This window comes from Empedobacter sp. EJD.6dd (assembly GCF_057369435.1).
Genome location: NZ_CM170667.1, coordinates 163,394 through 181,275, shown reverse-complemented (window position 1 = coordinate 181,275; position 17,882 = coordinate 163,394). Strand labels below are relative to the sequence as shown.

The following is a 17,882-nucleotide window of genomic DNA, read 5'->3' as shown; positions in this document are numbered from 1 at the left end:
TATTAGAATGAATAGCTTAATGTCGCCATCATATTACTTGGTGAACCTGGGAAAACACGTGTGTAATCAATTCCGCCTTGGAAATAATATTTATCGAAAATATTATTAAACTGAACAGCAATTTTTAACGGATTCAAATCATAGTAAATCGCCGCATTTACAACTGTATAATCTGGTAAAAATCCCCACTTCGCATTTCCTTGTGCATCTTTTCCTACAGAATTTTCCATACGTCTTTCACTTACATAAGAAGCGCCAAGCCCAAATCCTAAACCTTTGAACGTATCATGTAAAACTGAATATTTTAACCATACATTCGCCATATTTTTCGGTGCATTTGCCAAAGGCATACCTACTTCCGATGCTACAGAAGACGATTTAACTTCTGTATCTGTGTACGTATAATTCAAACTCATTTGTAGATTACGATGCAATTGACCACGTAAATCAAGTTCAACTCCTTTCGAAGAAACTTTACCCGATTGACGGTAAACAGGGAAACCTACATCACTCAATTGTCCTATCGGAACCATCATATCATTTCGTTCTATTTGATAAAGCGCTAAATCAAGCTGTAATTTTTTCTTGAAGAATTCTGTTTTAAAACCTGTCTCAACTTGAAAACTTTTTTCTGATTTAAATGGTTTATCCGCACCATAGTTTTTATAATTCGCTACATAGTCTGCTGCAATTGGCACATAACCTTGCGAATAATTTGCGAAGTAGTTAATCGTAGGTGTCACTTTATACGTTAATCCAACACGAGGTAACCAAGTATTTTGAGTCGCTGAATAAGGCGTTTTTGGATCTGCACTTTCTGATGTATAATGCTCGTAACGTAAACCAAATAACATTTCTAATCGGTTAAATTTCACTTGATCTTGTACATAAACACCTGTTGTTTTGTAAGAACTTAAGAATGGGAAAGACGCTTGTTTTAACCATTTGTAAGAAGATAAATCTTTTGTTTCGTAAATCGGATTGTTCAAATCAAATGTCAATGGAACAATTTCTCCGTTTACTTCTTTACTTCTCGCTTCTTTTTGCTGATTATCTGCATCAGGTTTGTATTGTGCGTAATCAACTCCAAAAATAATATTTTGTTTTACTTGTCCTTTTTGCAATTTATAATTCAAAAAAGCAACAGCATTATCTGTATAATCAGTTGCTTCACGAGAAAGGAAACGCATGTTTACAATTGTATTGTAAGGCGCATCAGCAAAACTATTTAAGGTTCTGTGCTCATTTAATTTTTCTTTATAAATAGATTTCGAATAATTTAAAGTTAATGATAAATTATCTAAAATAGTTTGTGTCAATTTTGTTCGAAATGCAAATGTTTCTGTTTTGAAAAAATCTGACGGTTGAGACAATGTAAAAGAACGATTAATGGCATATAAATCTGTTTGTTTTATACCCATTCCGCGATCCAAATAACCATCAAAATTATCATACGTCAAATCCACATCAATTTGTGTTCCTTTGCGAGGTTTGAAAGTAAAAGATGGTGCAACAGAAATAATTTGTTGATTATTATTTTTTCTAAACGTTTTACTTGTTTGATAGCCCGCATTCAATCTATAAAATAAATTAGTACTTAATGGTCCACCAATATCTAATGTTGTACGCAACGTTTCAAAACTCCCTGATGAAAAACTGACAGCTCCTTTAAAATCTTCAAGTGGTTTCTTGGTAACTAAATTGATTGTTCCTCCTGGCGCAATATCACCAAATAAAGTTCCTCCCGAACCTTTCAAAACCTCAATTCGTTCCAAATTAATCGTTAATGGCGAATTAAAATAACTTGTACCATATCCAAAACCAGAACGTAAACCATTTACCAAACGCAAGCCGTTTCCATAGCCACTACTGAAACCTCTCAATGTATAATCATCGTAAGAAGATGCCTGATTAACTCCTGATAAATCATGTACCATATCCGAAACTTTAAACGCTTGTTTATCGTCCATCAATTGGCGATTGGCAATACTAATTGTTTGTGGTAAATCTTTTAAATTCCCATTCAATTTACCATCAAAATTTAGTGTATGTTGATAATATGAATTCTTTTTATCTGAACTAATTAATACTTCTCCTAATTGAGTCGATTCTTTTGATAAATAGATTTTAAGACCAGTTTGTTCGTTCCAATTTTGTTTTGTAATAACAAAATCTGTCGAATTTAATCCATCAGCCATAATCGAAATTGTTAATGGAAGTGGATATTCTTTATCAAACTTAAATTCTCCATTTTCAGTTGTTTCTATTGTATATGATTCATTTTCGATTGAAACAATAGCATTCGAAATTGGTTGATCTTCCTGATTAAGAACTTTACCGAAAATTATTTTTACTTGCTGTGCATTTCCGGTAATTCCAAGAAATATCAAAAAGCTTACTGTTATAATTTTATACATGAAAGACTTTTTCATTTTGAGAAATATTATTTTTTAATTCAAGATTTCCGATCTCTTTTTGCATGTGATATGTAGGGAAGTTAGATTCGTTACAGAAAAGCATTAAATCAAAACCTTGTCTCAACCAGAATTCATAAGCACCTGTCAAACTTGGGTGAGTATGTAAATAAAGACGATGAATATTCTTGTGATAAGCTTGCTTTTCTAATTCCTGAAATAATTTTGTTCCTAATCCAAATCTGCGATAATCGGGCTCCACAAACAAACGAGCAACCTCCACTGTTTTTTCTTTTCCAACAGAAAGATGAGGAAAACGATAATCGAAAGGCATCATACCAATAACACCAATAATTTTATTGTTTTCATCACGCGCCTGAAGAAAAATTCCAGTTTCGTTTTCGATGTAATTTGAAACAAAATGCAATAAATCTTTCGGAACAATTCTTGGATCCAATGTTGGGAATAATTCTCGTCTAAACTCGATTACATAAGGTAATATCTCCTCAACATGATGAATTTCAACAGGTGTAATAATTATATTTTTCATTGTAGTTTTTATTTTAATTGTGGTACAAACAATTGCTTTCCTTGATGTGTTAAACTCAACAAAGGCAACTGATAGGTTTCTTGCAGAATATTTTTAATTTCTTCTTGATTATAACTTTCTAAATCAACCAACTGATGATTTTTCATCATATAAAATTGATCGCCATACATAAATGCTAAATTAGGATCGTGCATTACACACAGCACTGTTTTTCCTTGTTTAACAAGTTCTTGCAACGTTTCCAAAACCAATACTTGATAATGTAAATCCAAGTGATTAGTTGGTTCGTCTAACATCAAAACATCAGGATTTTGTACCAAAACACGACACAACAACACCAATTGTCTTTCGCCACCAGAAAGAGAAGTGTACGCTTTGTCTTTTAAATGCCACAAATTAAACTTCGTTAACATTTCTTCGACAATTTTGAAATCTTCATTCTTTGGAGAAAATCTTGAAAAAGAAGCGCGACCAGTCATCACAACATCAAAAACCTTGAATGGAAAAGTTGTTTGATGAAATTGAGTCATAAAACCTAAACGAAGCAAAGACGCTCCAACTTTTATCTTTTTGCGTTCTTCATTTCCAATGAAAACATTTCCGTCGTATTTCTTCTCCAAACCTGCGATGATATTAAACAACGTCGATTTTCCGCTTCCATTTTTACCCATTACGACAGATAATTTTGCTTCAGAAAAATTGACATTTACATCGTTCAGAATTTTGTCTTTTCCATACGTAAACGACAAATTTTGTATGTTAACAATTGCTTTCATTAGTTCCAATTTGCTGCATTTTTTCTCATCAAATAAATAAAAATTGGCGCGCCAATTAACATTGTAAAAACACCTACTGGTATTTCGAAAGGCATCACCGTTCTCGAAAAATCATCTATCACTAAAAGAAGTGTCCCTCCAATACTAATATTTGCCCAAACTGTTTTTTCGTTATTGGGTCCAAAAAACATTCGGCTAATATGTGGAACAATTAATCCAAACAAGCTAATAACACCAACTGCAGCAACACAAGCGGCTGTAATTAAAGTTGCAACACCAATCAAAATCACTTTCAAAAGTCCAGGTTTCACACCAACTGCAAGTGCTTCTTCGTCACCCAAAGACAGTAAATTCAATTTCCAACGTAACAGAATGATAATTACTAAGCCGATAAAAATTGGATAAAATGCCATTTCAACTTTATCCCAAGAAGCGGTATGTAAATTTCCCATTGTCCATTGCACTATTGCCTGCAATTTATACGGATCGCTGATGTATTGTAACAATGTTAGAAAAGCTGTGAAAACACCTGAGATGATCATTCCTGATAAAACCATACTGATCAACGAACTTTTAACGCTTGTTTTAGAGATTAAATACGTTAATAAAACAGCACAAACCCCAAAAACAAATGCAGATAAATTGATAGATAAAACGGGTACAACCATTGCTAAAGCTGCACCAACAGCCGAACCAGAAGAAATACCTAATGTAAAGGGATCTACAATTGGATTTCTAAAAATAGCTTGCAAAACATTTCCAGAAGAAGCCAAAGCTGCTCCTACAATAAATGTTAATACAATACGAGGTAAACGAACTTGCCACAAAATTGTTTCGATACTTGATTGAGGCAAATTACTATCTCCTGAAAATAACTTACTAATTGCTGTTAAACTATAACGAACCAACTCTGAAAACCCAACAAAATTAGTTGCTCCCATTGTCATAGAAAGTATTACAACTGTTAGTGGTAAAATCAATAGTAGACCGTAAGATTTCAATTTAGCACGCATTTTACTTGTATAAATCTTGTTTTTGATACAATTGTATCATATCATTTTGTACCTCCTTATTTAATTGTTCAAACGAATAAGCAGAAGGATAACACCAATTGCGAAGTTGTTTAGAAAACAATAAAAACTTAACCGTATGCGGATCGTAATAAAAAGCGGGATTCATCGCGAAAACTTGTTTTGACTTTACCGCTGGTAAAGCTGCCAATTCTTCTAATTGATAAACCTCATCGAGGCTTGAATTCCATAAAACAATCAAATCGGGATTCCATTTGTAAATAGATTCTGCACCAACATTAGGCGATTCCATTTCTAACGGACAAGCATTTTCTGCACCCGATAATTTAATTGCTAAATCTAACAAAGTTCCTTTTCCTGATGTTGAAAAAATACGCCCTTTCGACCAAGCATAATACACTTTTTTAGGTTTTTCGTTTACAGGAGTTTTTAACTTTTCAGCTTCAGCTTTCACATAAGAAACGATTTCTTCTGCACGTTGTTTTTTTCCTAATAAAATTCCCATTCCAAGCAGCTCTTTGTAAATCTTATCTTGACTTAAACTTGAAACTGTAAAAACAGGAATATTTAATTCTTCTAATTGTTGAATTGTTTCGATATTTTGTTCGTAAACAATAGCTAAATCAGGCTGTAAACCAACAATTGTTTCCATATTACTTGATCCACCTCCAAAAGTTGGCGTAGCAATTGTTTTATTTTTGATTCGCTCATCTAATTTTGCATAGAATTCGTACTTACCTTCATTCTGAAAAACTTGTTGTGGAATTCCAACAACTTTATCTTCTGCATGTAGCATATAAATTTCATCCAAAGAAGGTTCAAAAAGTACAATAACTCGTTTCGCTTCTTCTGGTAACGAAACTATTTTTCCTCGACTATCTTCAGCTTTTATTTCTGCATGTTGCTCTTTGTTTTCTGAAGTAGAATGACAGCTTTGAATGACTGTAAAAAGAGATAAAAGAAGTGTTATACGATAAAATATTTTACAATTCATAGTTTATTTTTTTACCAAATTTTTTAATAAAAATTCACTGGTTAATTGTTCTTCGACAAGTTGTATTTTGTCTTGATATCGAGCAGAAAGTTGCTCAAACATTCGTCCATCATAAGGAAGTAGAAGTTGATTTTCGCCATCATTTTTCCAATAAATAGGTAAATGACGATTCCCTACGAAATAACAAAAATCAGCGGCATCGGATTTAGATAATGCAGAAAACTGAATACACAAACAAGGTTTGACATATACTGAAGCTATTAATTTGTTTTCATGAAATAATCTATCACCGTTTTGCCACTCATTTTTAGTTTGTAATCGAAGTTCTAATGTTAAACCAGCCGTTGTTTTTCTCGTAATTTTTTGTTTTCGTATCTCAAACCATTCAATAGCTAATTGATCCGAAACATTTTCTACTTGTTCAGATTTTGACTGAACATCATCTATAATTACTAACTGATTTTCCATTTCTTCGATGTATTATTTTTGTTGTGCAGCTTCTTTTTTCAACTGAACTTTCTCTTTCAACCATTGACACCATTCGTCAATTCCTTCTCCATTCAACGTACTAATTGTTTGTACTTCTAAGTTTGGATTAACCTCTCTTGCATCTTTCGTAACAGCCTCGATAGAAAAAGGTACATATGGCAATAAATCTGATTTTGAAACCAACATCAACTCACTTGTTAAGAACATACGTGGATATTTTTTTGGTTTATCATCACCTTCTGTTGTAGCAATAAGTGTAACACGATAATCTTCACCTAAATCAAAAGCAGATGGACATAGAAGATTCCCTACATTTTCGATGAATAATAAATCTGTTCCATCTAAATTAATATGATCTAACGCTTGTAAAATCATTTGCGCTTCGATGTGACACATACCACCAGTTACAATTTGCAATGCATTGATTCCTACCTCGCGCATACGAACTGCATCACGCTCAGTTTCTGGATCTCCAACTAAAACAGAAATATTCAATTCTTTTCCTAAGCGTTTTCCAATCTCTTGCAACAATGTTGTTTTTCCAGATCCTGGAGAAGAACAAACATTAATAATACAAACATCTTTTAAACGCTCGCGAATTGCATTTGCAACATAATCGTTCGCTTTTAATAAATGTAAAGTTGTGTTGTCGCATTGAACAGATCCTACTCTATTCCCAAGACTTTTTGGATTTTGTGTATTTGTTGACATAATTGAAATATGTTTAAATGATTATTTATTTTTAAAGATAACTTGCGAAATGAAAAGCTCATTTCCTTTGACAATTGTACTGGACGGTGTTGAACAATCTTCGCAAACGAATTTGTGATATTTGACTTCGAAATTCTTTTGGCACTTTTCGCAGTACGCAACAATTTCATTGACCAAAACCTCTAATTCGATTTCGTTATAATTTTTATTTTCAGCTATAAATGCATCAAATGCATTTTGAATTAAAACTGGTTGAACATTTGACAAAAGTCCAGCTGTAATTTGAACTTTTTCTATATCTTCTATCTTAGAATCATAGTGCTCGTTCAACGTATCAAATATGTCTTGGACAATACTTAATTCGTGCATAATTTTTTATTTTTTTGTATAAACTATCTTTTCCTAAACAAGAAAAAGTTTAGAAATGTCGTATAAATAAGAAAAGTTGAAGTTTTTCTATATAAATGGTAATCCGTAGACATAATGCCTTAACAGGCATATTTCATTTGTTGAAGTAGAGAATAAATTAGAGAAAATTTTGACAGAAATTTGTTGATTAAAATTAAATTTAAAATCTGCATTGATATATTCGTCAATTAAAGAATCATTCGTTTTAGACTCTTCTATGATTGTACTAAATATCACTTTCTCTGAATCCTGAAACTTTGAAGTTAGATTTTCGACATTTTTAGACGTACGATTATGATTTGTTTTGTTTACATTAAATAACAGAACAAATAAAAGAAGTACAGCCGCTATGTAACTAATCGCTTTCATTTCGGGTGTAAAGGTACTACAAGATTTTACCTAAAGGATTATTCAAAATAGAGTATAAATGTTCAAAAACGTGACAAAAGAAATGACGTTTTTAAGACATTTTAAATGGAAATAAGTGTTAATCAATTAGTATTCATTTATTTAAAAAATTAATCATTTTTGATAAATGATTAATTTTATGATATGATTAACTGTTTTTACTTTGAAGAACACAAATAAAAATTTCATTGTGAAACACTTGAAAAGAAAAAAATCTTTATTAATAATTATTAAAACGAACTTTATAATAAGTTGTTAATTCTTGAAATATTGAATTCGTAAAATCTATAATAAATAAACACAATTATTCTTAAAAATTATTTAGCTAGAAAATCGAAATCTCTTTGTATAAAAAGAAAATACTATATTTGTTGACAATCAAAAAGGTTTTTACCTAATTTTCCTTTGCAACACAAATACTAAACTTTATTAAAGGAAAATTGATTAAAGAAAAAATCAACGGTTTATCTTCTTCTGATTTTAGCCGTTTTAAAAGAATAATAATTTAATAAAAAATTAGCAATCAATATCCTATTTCTACTCGAATAATCGGATAGATTTTTGTAAATTTGTAACCAATACATTAGAAAATTTAATGGAATATAATACACTTCGTACGCAATTGATTATTCCAGAATATGGTCGTCATATTCAAGAAATGGTAAATCATTGTAAAACAATAACTGACGAAACAGAACGTAATGGATTTGCTGAGATTATTATCGAAGTAATGGGAGAATTAAACCCTCACTTGCGCGATGTACCAGATTTTCAACACAAACTTTGGGATCAGCTTTTTATCATGGCAGAATTTGATTTGGATGTAAAATCTCCTTATCCAATTCCAACAAAAAAAGATACTGTAAACAGTAAACCAAATAAAGTGGCTTATCCTCAAAGTATCTATAAGTACAGATATTACGGAAACAACATCCGAAAAATGATAGATGTTGCTGTTACATGGGAAAAAGGCGAAAAACGTGAAGGTTTATACTTTGCAATTGCCAATCACATGAAAAAATGTTATTTGTTATGGAACAAAGACACAGTTGATGATCAAGTTATTTTTAATCATTTGTACGAATTATCTGATGGTAAAATTGATTTGAGAAAAGTAGATGATCATTTGGTTTCTCCAGAACGTTTGAATAATAACAATACCAATTATTCAAACAATAATCAAAATAACAGAAGCCACCAAAATAACAATCGCAATCATCAGAACAATAATCGAAACAATAACCAAAATTCGAATAATCGTTCTAACAACAATAACCGAAATAATCAAAATCAAAATAACAATAATCGAAACCAAAACGTTCGAAACAATAAAGGTTAAATCAAAACTATTTAATACAACTAAATGGCTACATTTCAAATAAAGGGAGGGAAACCTTTGAAAGGAGAAATTACTCCACAAGGTGCTAAAAATGAAGTACTACAAATTTTATGTGCGGTCTTATTAACCAATGAACAAGTTCGTGTTAAAAATATTCCAGATATCCGTGATGTCAATCGTTTGATTGAAATTTTAGGAGATTTAGGCGTAAAAACACAAAAGAATGGAAAAGGAGATTTCACTTTCCAAGCCGACGAATTACGATTAGATTATTTAAAAGGAAAACAATTTCGTAAAGATGGTGCTGCATTACGTGGATCAATCATGTTAATGGGACCACTTTTAGCTCGTTTCGGAGAAGCTTTTATGCCAAAACCAGGTGGAGATAAAATTGGACGCCGTCGTTTAGATACACACTTCGAAGGTTTCTTTTCGTTAGGAGCAAAATATCGTTTCAATCCTGACGAAGATTTCTACGGTGTAGAAGTCGACGAAAACGGATTGCAAGGAAATTATATGTTATTAGAAGAAGCTTCTGTAACAGGAACTGCAAATATTATTATGGCTGCTGTTCTTGCAAAAGGAACTACTACAATATACAATGCCGCTTGTGAGCCTTATATTCAACAATTATGTAAAATGTTGAACAGAATGGGTGCTAAAATTTCTGGAATTTCTTCTAATCTTTTAACGATTGAAGGGGTTGAAAAATTAGGAGGAACTGAGCACACATGTTTACCAGATATGATAGAAATTGGATCTTGGATTGGTTTAGCTGCAATGACAAAATCTGAATTAACCATTAAAAATGTTTCGTGGGAAAATTTAGGTGTTATTCCAGATGTGTTCAGAAAATTAGGAATCAAACTTGAGCGTCGTGATGACGATATTTATATTCCTGCTCAAGATCATTATGAAATCGAGCGTTTTATTGATGGTTCTATCTTAACCATTTCGGATGCGCCTTGGCCAGGATTTACACCAGACTTATTATCAATCATTTTGGTAATTGCAACTCAAGCAAAAGGAAGTGTATTGATTCACCAAAAAATGTTCGAATCTCGTTTATTCTTCGTAGATAAATTAATCGACATGGGAGCGCAAATCATTTTATGTGATCCACACCGCGCAACTGTAATTGGTCTTAATCATGAAACACCTCTTAAAGGTGCCGAACTAACTTCACCAGATATTCGTGCCGGTATGTCTTTATTGATTGCTGCACTTTCTGCGAAAGGAAAAACAGTTATTCATAACATCGATCAAATTGATCGCGGTTACGAAGATATCGATGTACGTTTACGTGCGATTGGAGCAGATATTATTAGAGCATAAAAAAATAGAAAATGCAATCTATTATTGAGTTTATCACCAATTTTGTTCAACGTCCAGATAAGGTATTAATGGACATTATCAATAATTACGGTTATTGGATATATGTCATTTTATTCTTGATTATTTTTGCCGAAACAGGCTTAATCATCATGTCATTCTTGATGCCTTTTTTACCTGGAGATGCGCTAATCTTTTCAATTGGAATGATTGCCGCAAGCGATGAACAAAACCATTTGCATATCGAATATATTATTCCATTATTGATGGTTGCAGCAATTCTTGGTGATAACGTAAATTATTATGTTGGACGCAAATTTGGCGGATGGATTTTAGGTCGAAAAGACTCATGGTTCCTTAAAAAGAAACATATCGAAAAAGCAACAGAATTTTTTAACGAAAATGGTAAAAAAGCAATTATTATTGCTCGTTTTATGCCTGTTGTTCGTACCATTATTCCATTTATTTGTGGTGTTACCAATCTTAATTATCGTACATTTATTACGTACAGTTTTATAGGAGCGGTACTTTGGGTAGGTGTTATTTCGCTACTTGGTCACACATTAGGTCAATTTGACATTGTAAAAAATAATTTAGAAAAATTCATTTTCGGAATCATTTTATTGGCAAATATGCCATTAATAATCCGAATCGTGAAGGCTCAATTCAATAAAAATAAAACAGAAGAATGAGACAATTTGGATTAATCGGAAGAAATATTTCTTATTCATTTTCGAAATCTTATTTTGCTGAAAAATTTAAAAACGAAAACATTGTAGACGCTGTCTACAATGTTTTTGATTTACAGCATATCGATGAAGTAGAGAACGTATTCAAAACCGAAGGTTTAGTAGGATTTAACGTTACAATTCCTTATAAACAAGAAATTATTCCATTTTTGGATGAATTATCGCCAGAAGCAAAAGCAATTGGTGCAGTGAATACCGTTTTAATAAAAGATGGAAAACGAATCGGTCATAATACAGATTGTTATGGTTTTCATCATTCGTTAGAACCTCTTTTAGAACCTCATCACAAAAAAGCATTAGTTTTAGGAAATGGAGGAGCTGCAAAAGCGGTTTATTATATTCTTGATTTATTACAAATTGAGTATAAAATTGTTTCGAGAACCAGATTAGCAGATCAATTAACGTACGATGATTTAAATGAAGAAATAATTTCTCAACATCAAATTATTGTAAATTGCTCACCTGTAGGTACATTTCCAAATGTAGAAAATGCACCGCTTCTACCCTATCAATATATTAACGAAAATTATTTATTGTACGACTTAATTTACAATCCACCATTGACAAAATTTTTAGAAAATGGACAACATAATGGTTCTAAAATAAAAAATGGACATGAAATGTTGGTTTTACAAGCCGAAAAAGCTTGGGAAATTTGGAATAATCGTTCATAATAGACTTGATATTGTCCTCAAATTTTATTAGATTTGAGAAACAAAACTTATTTTCTTATGAATACTGAATTGGATAACCTGCAAAATGCAGACGGAGAACAATTACCTAAATCTGCACCTACAAACAACTCTAACACGGAAACATACAAAACCGAAGAGTTAGCAAATCAAGAAAAAGTAAGCGATATATCGTTCAAAGATTACGAAACTTTTAGCTTTGATGTCTTAATAAACGAAGCCAAAAATCTCTTGAGCAAATATGATGTTCAAGATATTCGTGAACATTTTAATCAAATTCGTGATGCATTCAAAAACAAATTAGATGAAGATGAAGCGACTAAAAAAGAAGCTTTCTTGAATGAAGGTGGAGATGAATTAGATTTTAGATACGAAACATCATACAAAGCTAAATTTAATGCCGTTTACAACGATTTCAAAAATCAATTGGCAGTTTTTCATAAAGAAAACGAAAAAAAGGAATCTGATAATTTGAAAGAACGTTTAGAAATTATTGATCAATTAAAAGCTTTGTATCAAGAACAAAACGATTCTTCAGCTTCAATGTTCAAGAAATTTCGTGAACTAAAAACGCGTTGGCACAATGCTGGAAGAATTCCGAGTAAAAATGCCGAAAACGTATTCAAAAATTACTTTTTTCATTTAGATAATTTCTACACCTATTTAGATATGAACAAAGAATTGCAAACTTTGGATTATTCACATAATCTTGAAGTTCGTTATTCTATCATTAAACGTGCAGAAGAATTAGTCTTAGAAAATAATGTACAAAAAGCATTGAATGAGCTACAATATCTTCACCGTTTATGGAAAGAAGAAGCAGTTCCTGTGCAAGAAGATTTGCGCGAACCAACGTGGCAAAAATTCAAAGAATTGACAAATAAAATTCATGATCGTAAAGGTGAATTGAATGAAAAAATAAAACAAGAGCAAAAAGATAATTTAGAAAAGAAATCTCAAATTATTGCTCGTATTAAAGAAATTGCTTCAACTTCAACAAGTAAATCACACAGTGATTGGCAAAAAGCAATAAAAGAAGTCAATACTTTACGTGAGAATTTTATTTCTTTAGGTCGTGTGCCAAAAGAAAAAAACTCCGCAACTTGGGAAGCTTTTAAAGAAGTTACAAGAGAATTTAATCATATCAAAAATGATTTCTACAAAGATTTAAAATCTGAACAACAGATTAATCTTGAAAAGAAATTAGCTTTACTTGAAATTGCCAAGCAACATACGGATAGCACAGATTGGAATGCTTCAGTACAAGTCATTAAAAAAATCCAAAATGATTGGAAAAAAATTGGTCATGTACCAAGAAAAAATTCTGATAAAATTTGGAAAGAGTTCAAAGATACTTGTAATCAATTTTTTGATCGTTACAAAAAACGTCACGAACAAGCGAATCAAAAATTTGAAGATAACTTTACCAATAAACAAGCTTTCTTAGATGATTTCAAAAACCAAACGATTTCTGAAAACAAAGAAGAAGCGTTGAAACAATTAGAAGAAATTCAGCATAATTGGACAAATTTAGGTAAAGTTCCTGCAGATAAGACATCAATTAACCAAGAGTTTGCAGATGTTTATCAAAAGAAATTAGAAGCTTTAAATCTTTCTAAAAATGAATTGAATGATTATAAGCTACAATCTTTTGTCAATAAAGTGAAATCTGGAAATAACGGTAATTTATTGGATGATGAGATTAGAAAAACACGTAAAACAATTGAGGAATTAGAAAAAGAAATTAATCAATTGGATAATAATGTACATTTCTTCTCAAATGCCAATGAAAACAATCCTTTATTGAAAGATGTTTACAAGCAAATTGACGAAAAACGTAAAAAATTAACTGAAGCAGAAATCAAATTGAAAACATTATTCAATATTGATTTTAATGCATAATTTTTAAACATGACACAACAATCTATCGATGAGCATTATATGGCTCGTTGTATACAAATTGCAACAAACGGGTTAGGAACAACATATCCTAATCCGTTTGTTGGTTCTATTATCGTACATAACAATAAAATTATTGGTGAAGGATTTACTTCCGAATATGGTGGTCCACATGCAGAAGTAAATGCTATCAACTCTGTTAAAAATCCAGAATTATTAAAAGAAAGTACCTTATATGTTACTTTAGAACCTTGTTCGCATCATGGAAAAACGCCTCCTTGTGCTGATTTAATCATTGAAAAAGAAATCCCAAAGGTTGTTATAGGAACATTAGATCCTTTTGCAAAGGTAAATGGTCAAGGTTATTTGCGTTTGTTAAAAAATGGTGTAGATGTTACCTTGGGTATTTTAGAGAAAGAATGTATTGATCTAAATAAACGTTTTATCACCTTCCATCAAAAAAAGCGTCCATACATTGTCTTAAAATGGGCACAAACAGAGGATGGATACATGGGACGAGACGATATACAATTATGGATTACTAATCAATATACCAAACAATTGGTGCATAAATGGCGAACAGAGGAACAAGCTATTTTGGTTGGAAAAAACACATCGTTGATCGATAATCCACAATTAAATTCGAGATTATGGTATGGGAATGACCCTTTGAGAATTGCGATAGACAAAAACTTAGCTATTCCGAGAAGTTTCCATTTATTTGATCAAAAACAACCTACGGTAATTTTCAATTCTATTGAAACCTTATCTCAAGAAAATTTAGAGCTTGTACAATTAGATTTTACACAAAAAATCGTACCACAAGTGATGAACTATTTGTACGAAAATAATATTCAGTCTCTGATTATTGAAGGTGGAAGTGATACCATTCAGCATTTCATTGACGATAATTTGTGGGACGAAGCGCGTATATTGAGTTCTGACACTATTTGGAACGAAGGAATTTTAGCTCCGAGATTAAAAGGAACACGAACTGAAAAACATCGCTTTCTGAATGATGAATTAAATATTTTCGAAAATAGATTAGATATACAAGAACCTTAGAAATAGGGTTCTTTTTTATTTTAAAGATTAACTTATCCAAATTAAATGTTGACTTTTCACTCTCCATTTTCCGTCTTTCTTTTCAAAAACATACACAATACTTTCGCCACAAAGAGATTTACAAATAGTAGTAATTTTAATAATTACTAATTCTGAATTACCAGAAATAATTGGTTCAGAAATAGATAAATCAAACATTGATTGTACATTATTTTGATTAAGAATTTTCAAATTATTTCTTCCTCTATAACCAACTTGTTGTTTTAATTCTGAAATTAACAATTGACAAAAAACTGAAGGTTTATCGAATAACGAAAATGATTTCAAATATTCAGAATCAAACTCAATATTATCTTCAAATTCTGAAAGATTAGTTATTTTGATATTCACATCATTCAAAATTTGAGTTGTAATCAAATCTTTTTCTTTTTGAGAATGAAATTGGAAAACATAATAAATCAAACCAAGAATTAAAAACCCTGAAATAAATTTTTTCAATTTTAATAGTATATTCCTTTTCATCTCTCATAAATATAAAACCTTTTTTCCTTAAAAATACTATTTAAACTATCTTTGCAGAACTTTTCAATACAACATGACGGACAATTATCGTACAATAGAAAAACCTGTAGAGGATGTAATTTTCAAAGAATTGGGCAGCAAGTTTATCAACTATGCTTATCCGGTAGAAAATGAAGATGATATCAAGCTATATTTAGATAATTTGTATGAAATTCATCCCGACGCTAATCATCATTGTTATGCCTATATTTTGGGAATTGATAAAAAAAATCATCGAGCTAATGATGACGGAGAACCAAGTGGTTCGGCAGGTTTACCAATTTACAATCAAATACTTTCTGCAGAAATAACGAATATTTTGATTGTTTCGATACGTTATTTTGGTGGAACAAAATTAGGGATTCCTGGTTTAGTAAAAGCATACAAGTATGCGGCGCAAGTTGTGTTAGAAGAAGCTAAAATTGTAGAACGTTTTGTTTCTAAACGTGTAAAAATGGTTTTTAATTACGATCAACAAGGAATTGTGGAACGAAATGTTGATAGAATGGAAGGCGAAATAAAAGACAAACATTTTTCGGATAAATGTATGTTTACAATTTCTGTGCGAGAAAGTAAATTAGACGAATTTATTCACATGTTCGATGAATATTATCAAATGGAAATCAAAATTATTGACTAATGCTAAATAGCTTAACTTCATTACGTTTTTTCTTTGCTTTTGTTGTTTTTTTAAGTCATTTAACGTTTGTAAAAACAGATTTAGCATGGTACAATTATCTTAAAAACAATGTGTTTTTCGAAGGCTATCTTGGTGTTGGCTTTTTCTTTATTTTAAGTGGATTTGTTTTGGCACTTAATTACGAAAAGAAAATCATCGACAATCCAAATTTCGATAAAAAGAAGTTTTACATTGCTCGAGTTGCTCGAATTTATCCTTTACATGTTTTAACATTTGCGGTAATGCTCCCTTTTGTTATACTAAATGTTTGGCAAGGATATTTTCATTGGGATATTGCAGGTGCAAACTTATTCTTACTGCAATCTTATTTTCCGATAAAAGATTTTTATTTTTCTATTAATAATGTTTCATGGAGTATTTCGACCGAATTATTTTTCTATCTCATGTTTCCTTTTTACGTAGTTTGGTTACATAAATTTCCAAAGCTAAAATACATTTTATTGTTAGCAATTCCGCTTATTATCTTTGCTGAACCTTATTTTAGAACAAATATGAAATTAGAAAAAGCAATTTTCTACATTAATCCAATTGTACGAAGTTTAGATTTTATTTTAGGAATAATTACTTGTCAGATTTACAAAAAAGTAAAAGATTCTAACATTAGTTTTTCTAAAGGTACAATCATCGAACTTGTCGCAATTATAGTTTTAACCCTCTTCTTTTACTTTCATAATGATGTTGCAAGAGCTTTCCGTTACGGAATTTATTATTGGATTCCTATGGTTGCAATTGTTTTGATTTTTGCATTACAAAAAGGTTTCTTTTCGAAAATTCTTCAACATAAAACTTTGGTTTATTTAGGTGAAATTAGTTTTGCCTTTTACATGATTCACATGATTGTCATAAAATATGGAAATCAGTATTTACCTGCAATAAATGATTTCGCTAAAATTGGCATTTATTTTATTGTAGCTTTAATTTTAAGCGCTTTAACGTTTGAATATTTCGAGAAGCCAGTTGCAAAATGGATAAAAGAAAAGGTAAAGTAGTATTGAGTAATTAATTAGTTTAAATAATTGATGATTAATGAAATTGTAACAATGATAAGTATTACTACAATGATAACATCTAAATAATTTATTTTTTTTGAACCAAAACTTGTTGTTCTTTTTCTCTTTTTAGTTAACACTATTTTTCTTTTTATTTTAACGAATAAAAATAAGCCGCAATACACATTACGGCTTATTCATCAAATAATTAATAGTACATTATATAGTTTAGTAAGTAACCCGTTTATTGGTATTTGTAACAGCTACCTGTTTTTTTCGCTGATTTTCCAGCCATTTTATCAGATAATAATAAAATAAATGGACATCTTACATCTGCTGCTTGTTGTTTTAAAACTTTCTCTGCACGTTCATCTTTTCCATTTCCAGTTCTAAAATTGATCATACCTGTTTTAGACTTCAAATCATCACCTTTTTTTAATCCTGCGACCAAAGATTTATCTTCTAAGATGATTACTTTTGGCCAATCTTTGTCATCAGTAATTTCAATTTTATCAGAAACATCTTCAATACGTGTACTTTTTCCATAAAAAACTTTATTTACAGAATATCTACTCAAAGATTGAATTGCATCTTCTCCGTCATATGTAAATTCAACTGTAAATTCACCTACACGTTTTATTTGTCCCTCAATAATTTCACCTGAATGTTTGTAGATTTTATCTACTTGTCCAAAAGCTAATGAAGCCATCAAACCTAATCCTAAAATAAAAATGTTTCTCATTGTTAATTTCCTTTAATTGTATATACTTTTGAT

19 protein-coding genes are annotated in these 17,882 nt (G+C 30.9%); 8 read left to right on the top strand and 11 right to left on the bottom strand.

Annotation, left to right across the window (positions count from 1 at the left end; translation table 11 throughout):
* Nucleotides 1–2: 2 nt before the first annotated feature.
* From AC2I98_RS00850 to AC2I98_RS00810, 9 genes are all read right to left on the bottom strand, one after another.
* Nucleotides 3–2,432, bottom strand: coding sequence for a TonB-dependent siderophore receptor (locus AC2I98_RS00850; RefSeq protein WP_486412761.1), 2,430 nt, complete (start codon nt 2,430–2,432; stop codon nt 3–5).
* Nucleotides 2,410–2,964, bottom strand: a complete 555-nt coding sequence (locus AC2I98_RS00845; protein WP_486412760.1) for a GNAT family N-acetyltransferase — start codon at nt 2,962–2,964, stop codon at nt 2,410–2,412. The genes AC2I98_RS00850 and AC2I98_RS00845 overlap by 23 nt, the downstream gene beginning before the upstream one ends.
* An 8-nt stretch (nt 2,965–2,972) precedes the next feature.
* Nucleotides 2,973–3,740, bottom strand: coding sequence for an ABC transporter ATP-binding protein (locus tag AC2I98_RS00840; RefSeq protein WP_486412759.1), 768 nt, complete (start codon nt 3,738–3,740; stop codon nt 2,973–2,975).
* On the bottom strand, nt 3,740–4,753 hold the full coding sequence (locus AC2I98_RS00835) for a FecCD family ABC transporter permease (RefSeq protein ID WP_486412758.1): 1,014 nt from the start codon (nt 4,751–4,753) through the stop codon (nt 3,740–3,742). The genes AC2I98_RS00840 and AC2I98_RS00835 overlap by 1 nt, the downstream gene beginning before the upstream one ends.
* Before the next feature lies 1 nt (nt 4,754).
* A complete protein-coding gene (locus AC2I98_RS00830) occupies nt 4,755–5,765 on the bottom strand; it encodes an ABC transporter substrate-binding protein (protein ID WP_486412757.1) in 1,011 nt (336 codons plus the stop codon).
* Nucleotides 5,766–5,768: 3 nt separating this feature from the next.
* Nucleotides 5,769–6,233 (bottom strand): urease accessory protein UreE, encoded by a 465-nt coding sequence (locus AC2I98_RS00825; protein WP_486412756.1) that lies wholly within the window; start codon nt 6,231–6,233, stop codon nt 5,769–5,771.
* A 12-nt stretch (nt 6,234–6,245) separates the two neighbouring features.
* Nucleotides 6,246–6,965, bottom strand: coding sequence for a hydrogenase nickel incorporation protein HypB (gene hypB / locus AC2I98_RS00820; RefSeq protein ID WP_052217937.1), 720 nt, complete (start codon nt 6,963–6,965; stop codon nt 6,246–6,248).
* Nucleotides 6,966–6,986: 21 nt separating this feature from the next.
* Nucleotides 6,987–7,334, bottom strand: a complete 348-nt coding sequence (locus tag AC2I98_RS00815) for a hydrogenase maturation nickel metallochaperone HypA/HybF (RefSeq protein ID WP_486412755.1) — start codon at nt 7,332–7,334, stop codon at nt 6,987–6,989.
* A gap of 87 nt (nt 7,335–7,421) precedes the next feature.
* Entirely contained in the window at nt 7,422–7,742 is a 321-nt protein-coding gene (locus tag AC2I98_RS00810) for a hypothetical protein (RefSeq protein WP_486412754.1), read from the bottom strand.
* A 634-nt stretch (nt 7,743–8,376) separates the two neighbouring features.
* Here AC2I98_RS00810 and AC2I98_RS00805 point away from each other — a divergent pair.
* The 6 genes from AC2I98_RS00805 to ribD are packed head-to-tail and all read left to right on the top strand — an operon-like array spanning nt 8,377 to nt 14,857.
* On the top strand, nt 8,377–9,120 hold the full coding sequence (locus AC2I98_RS00805; protein WP_486412753.1) for a DUF4290 domain-containing protein: 744 nt from the start codon (nt 8,377–8,379) through the stop codon (nt 9,118–9,120).
* A gap of 24 nt (nt 9,121–9,144) precedes the next feature.
* Nucleotides 9,145–10,455 carry a UDP-N-acetylglucosamine 1-carboxyvinyltransferase gene (gene murA / locus AC2I98_RS00800; RefSeq protein WP_486412752.1) on the top strand — a complete coding sequence of 437 codons (1,311 nt, stop codon included), beginning with the start codon at nt 9,145–9,147 and terminating at the stop codon, nt 10,453–10,455.
* 11 nt (nt 10,456–10,466) lie between these two features.
* A complete protein-coding gene (locus tag AC2I98_RS00795; RefSeq protein ID WP_286485414.1) occupies nt 10,467–11,144 on the top strand; it encodes a DedA family protein in 678 nt (225 codons plus the stop codon).
* Nucleotides 11,141–11,875, top strand: coding sequence for a shikimate dehydrogenase family protein (locus tag AC2I98_RS00790; RefSeq protein ID WP_486412751.1), 735 nt, complete (start codon nt 11,141–11,143; stop codon nt 11,873–11,875). The genes AC2I98_RS00795 and AC2I98_RS00790 overlap by 4 nt, the downstream gene beginning before the upstream one ends.
* Before the next feature lie 57 nt (nt 11,876–11,932).
* On the top strand, nt 11,933–13,795 hold the full coding sequence (locus AC2I98_RS00785; protein ID WP_486412750.1) for a DUF349 domain-containing protein: 1,863 nt from the start codon (nt 11,933–11,935) through the stop codon (nt 13,793–13,795).
* Between the two features lie 9 nt (nt 13,796–13,804).
* Nucleotides 13,805–14,857: a bifunctional diaminohydroxyphosphoribosylaminopyrimidine deaminase/5-amino-6-(5-phosphoribosylamino)uracil reductase RibD gene (gene ribD, locus AC2I98_RS00780; protein ID WP_486412749.1), complete on the top strand. Its 1,053-nt coding sequence runs from the start codon at nt 13,805–13,807 to the stop codon at nt 14,855–14,857.
* Nucleotides 14,858–14,884: 27 nt separating this feature from the next.
* Here ribD and AC2I98_RS00775 read toward each other — a convergent pair whose 3' ends face one another.
* Entirely contained in the window at nt 14,885–15,355 is a 471-nt protein-coding gene (locus AC2I98_RS00775; RefSeq protein ID WP_486412748.1) for a hypothetical protein, read from the bottom strand.
* 97 nt (nt 15,356–15,452) lie between these two features.
* Here AC2I98_RS00775 and AC2I98_RS00770 point away from each other — a divergent pair, with 97 nt between their 5' ends.
* Complete coding sequence (locus AC2I98_RS00770; RefSeq protein ID WP_486412747.1) at nt 15,453–16,058, top strand: IMPACT family protein; 606 nt, start codon at nt 15,453–15,455, stop codon at nt 16,056–16,058.
* The gene (locus AC2I98_RS00765) at nt 16,058–17,107 is read left to right on the top strand and encodes an acyltransferase family protein (protein WP_486412746.1); all 1,050 of its coding nucleotides are present in this window, start codon (nt 16,058–16,060) and stop codon (nt 17,105–17,107) included. Before AC2I98_RS00770 ends, AC2I98_RS00765 begins: the two co-directional genes overlap by 1 nt.
* A 244-nt stretch (nt 17,108–17,351) precedes the next feature.
* On the opposite strand, the gene AC2I98_RS00760 is transcribed toward AC2I98_RS00765, so the two are convergent.
* Nucleotides 17,352–17,849 (bottom strand): hypothetical protein, encoded by a 498-nt coding sequence (locus AC2I98_RS00760; protein WP_486412745.1) that lies wholly within the window; start codon nt 17,847–17,849, stop codon nt 17,352–17,354.
* Nucleotides 17,850–17,882: the final 33 nt, after the last annotated feature.

What these genes read in the sequence shown, in the direction of transcription:
- AC2I98_RS00770 (WP_486412747.1), top strand. Translation starts at nt 15,453, where the DNA reads ATGACGGACAATTATCGTACAATAGAAAAACCTGTAGAGGATGTAATT.
- AC2I98_RS00790 (WP_486412751.1), top strand. Translation starts at nt 11,141, where the DNA reads ATGAGACAATTTGGATTAATCGGAAGAAATATTTCTTATTCATTTTCG.
- AC2I98_RS00815 (WP_486412755.1), bottom strand. Translation starts at nt 7,334, where the DNA reads ATGCACGAATTAAGTATTGTCCAAGACATATTTGATACGTTGAACGAG.
- AC2I98_RS00825 (WP_486412756.1), bottom strand. Translation starts at nt 6,233, where the DNA reads ATGGAAAATCAGTTAGTAATTATAGATGATGTTCAGTCAAAATCTGAA.
- AC2I98_RS00845 (WP_486412760.1), bottom strand. Translation starts at nt 2,964, where the DNA reads ATGAAAAATATAATTATTACACCTGTTGAAATTCATCATGTTGAGGAG.
- AC2I98_RS00840 (WP_486412759.1), bottom strand. Translation starts at nt 3,740, where the DNA reads ATGAAAGCAATTGTTAACATACAAAATTTGTCGTTTACGTATGGAAAA.
- AC2I98_RS00850 (WP_486412761.1), bottom strand. Translation starts at nt 2,432, where the DNA reads ATGAAAAAGTCTTTCATGTATAAAATTATAACAGTAAGCTTTTTGATA.
- AC2I98_RS00830 (WP_486412757.1), bottom strand. Translation starts at nt 5,765, where the DNA reads ATGAATTGTAAAATATTTTATCGTATAACACTTCTTTTATCTCTTTTT.
- AC2I98_RS00765 (WP_486412746.1), top strand. Translation starts at nt 16,058, where the DNA reads ATGCTAAATAGCTTAACTTCATTACGTTTTTTCTTTGCTTTTGTTGTT.
- AC2I98_RS00760 (WP_486412745.1), bottom strand. Translation starts at nt 17,849, where the DNA reads ATGAGAAACATTTTTATTTTAGGATTAGGTTTGATGGCTTCATTAGCT.
- AC2I98_RS00810 (WP_486412754.1), bottom strand. Translation starts at nt 7,742, where the DNA reads ATGAAAGCGATTAGTTACATAGCGGCTGTACTTCTTTTATTTGTTCTG.
- AC2I98_RS00805 (WP_486412753.1), top strand. Translation starts at nt 8,377, where the DNA reads ATGGAATATAATACACTTCGTACGCAATTGATTATTCCAGAATATGGT.
- AC2I98_RS00795 (WP_286485414.1), top strand. Translation starts at nt 10,467, where the DNA reads ATGCAATCTATTATTGAGTTTATCACCAATTTTGTTCAACGTCCAGAT.
- AC2I98_RS00835 (WP_486412758.1), bottom strand. Translation starts at nt 4,753, where the DNA reads ATGCGTGCTAAATTGAAATCTTACGGTCTACTATTGATTTTACCACTA.
- AC2I98_RS00785 (WP_486412750.1), top strand. Translation starts at nt 11,933, where the DNA reads ATGAATACTGAATTGGATAACCTGCAAAATGCAGACGGAGAACAATTA.
- ribD (WP_486412749.1), top strand. Translation starts at nt 13,805, where the DNA reads ATGACACAACAATCTATCGATGAGCATTATATGGCTCGTTGTATACAA.
- hypB (WP_052217937.1), bottom strand. Translation starts at nt 6,965, where the DNA reads ATGTCAACAAATACACAAAATCCAAAAAGTCTTGGGAATAGAGTAGGA.
- murA (WP_486412752.1), top strand. Translation starts at nt 9,145, where the DNA reads ATGGCTACATTTCAAATAAAGGGAGGGAAACCTTTGAAAGGAGAAATT.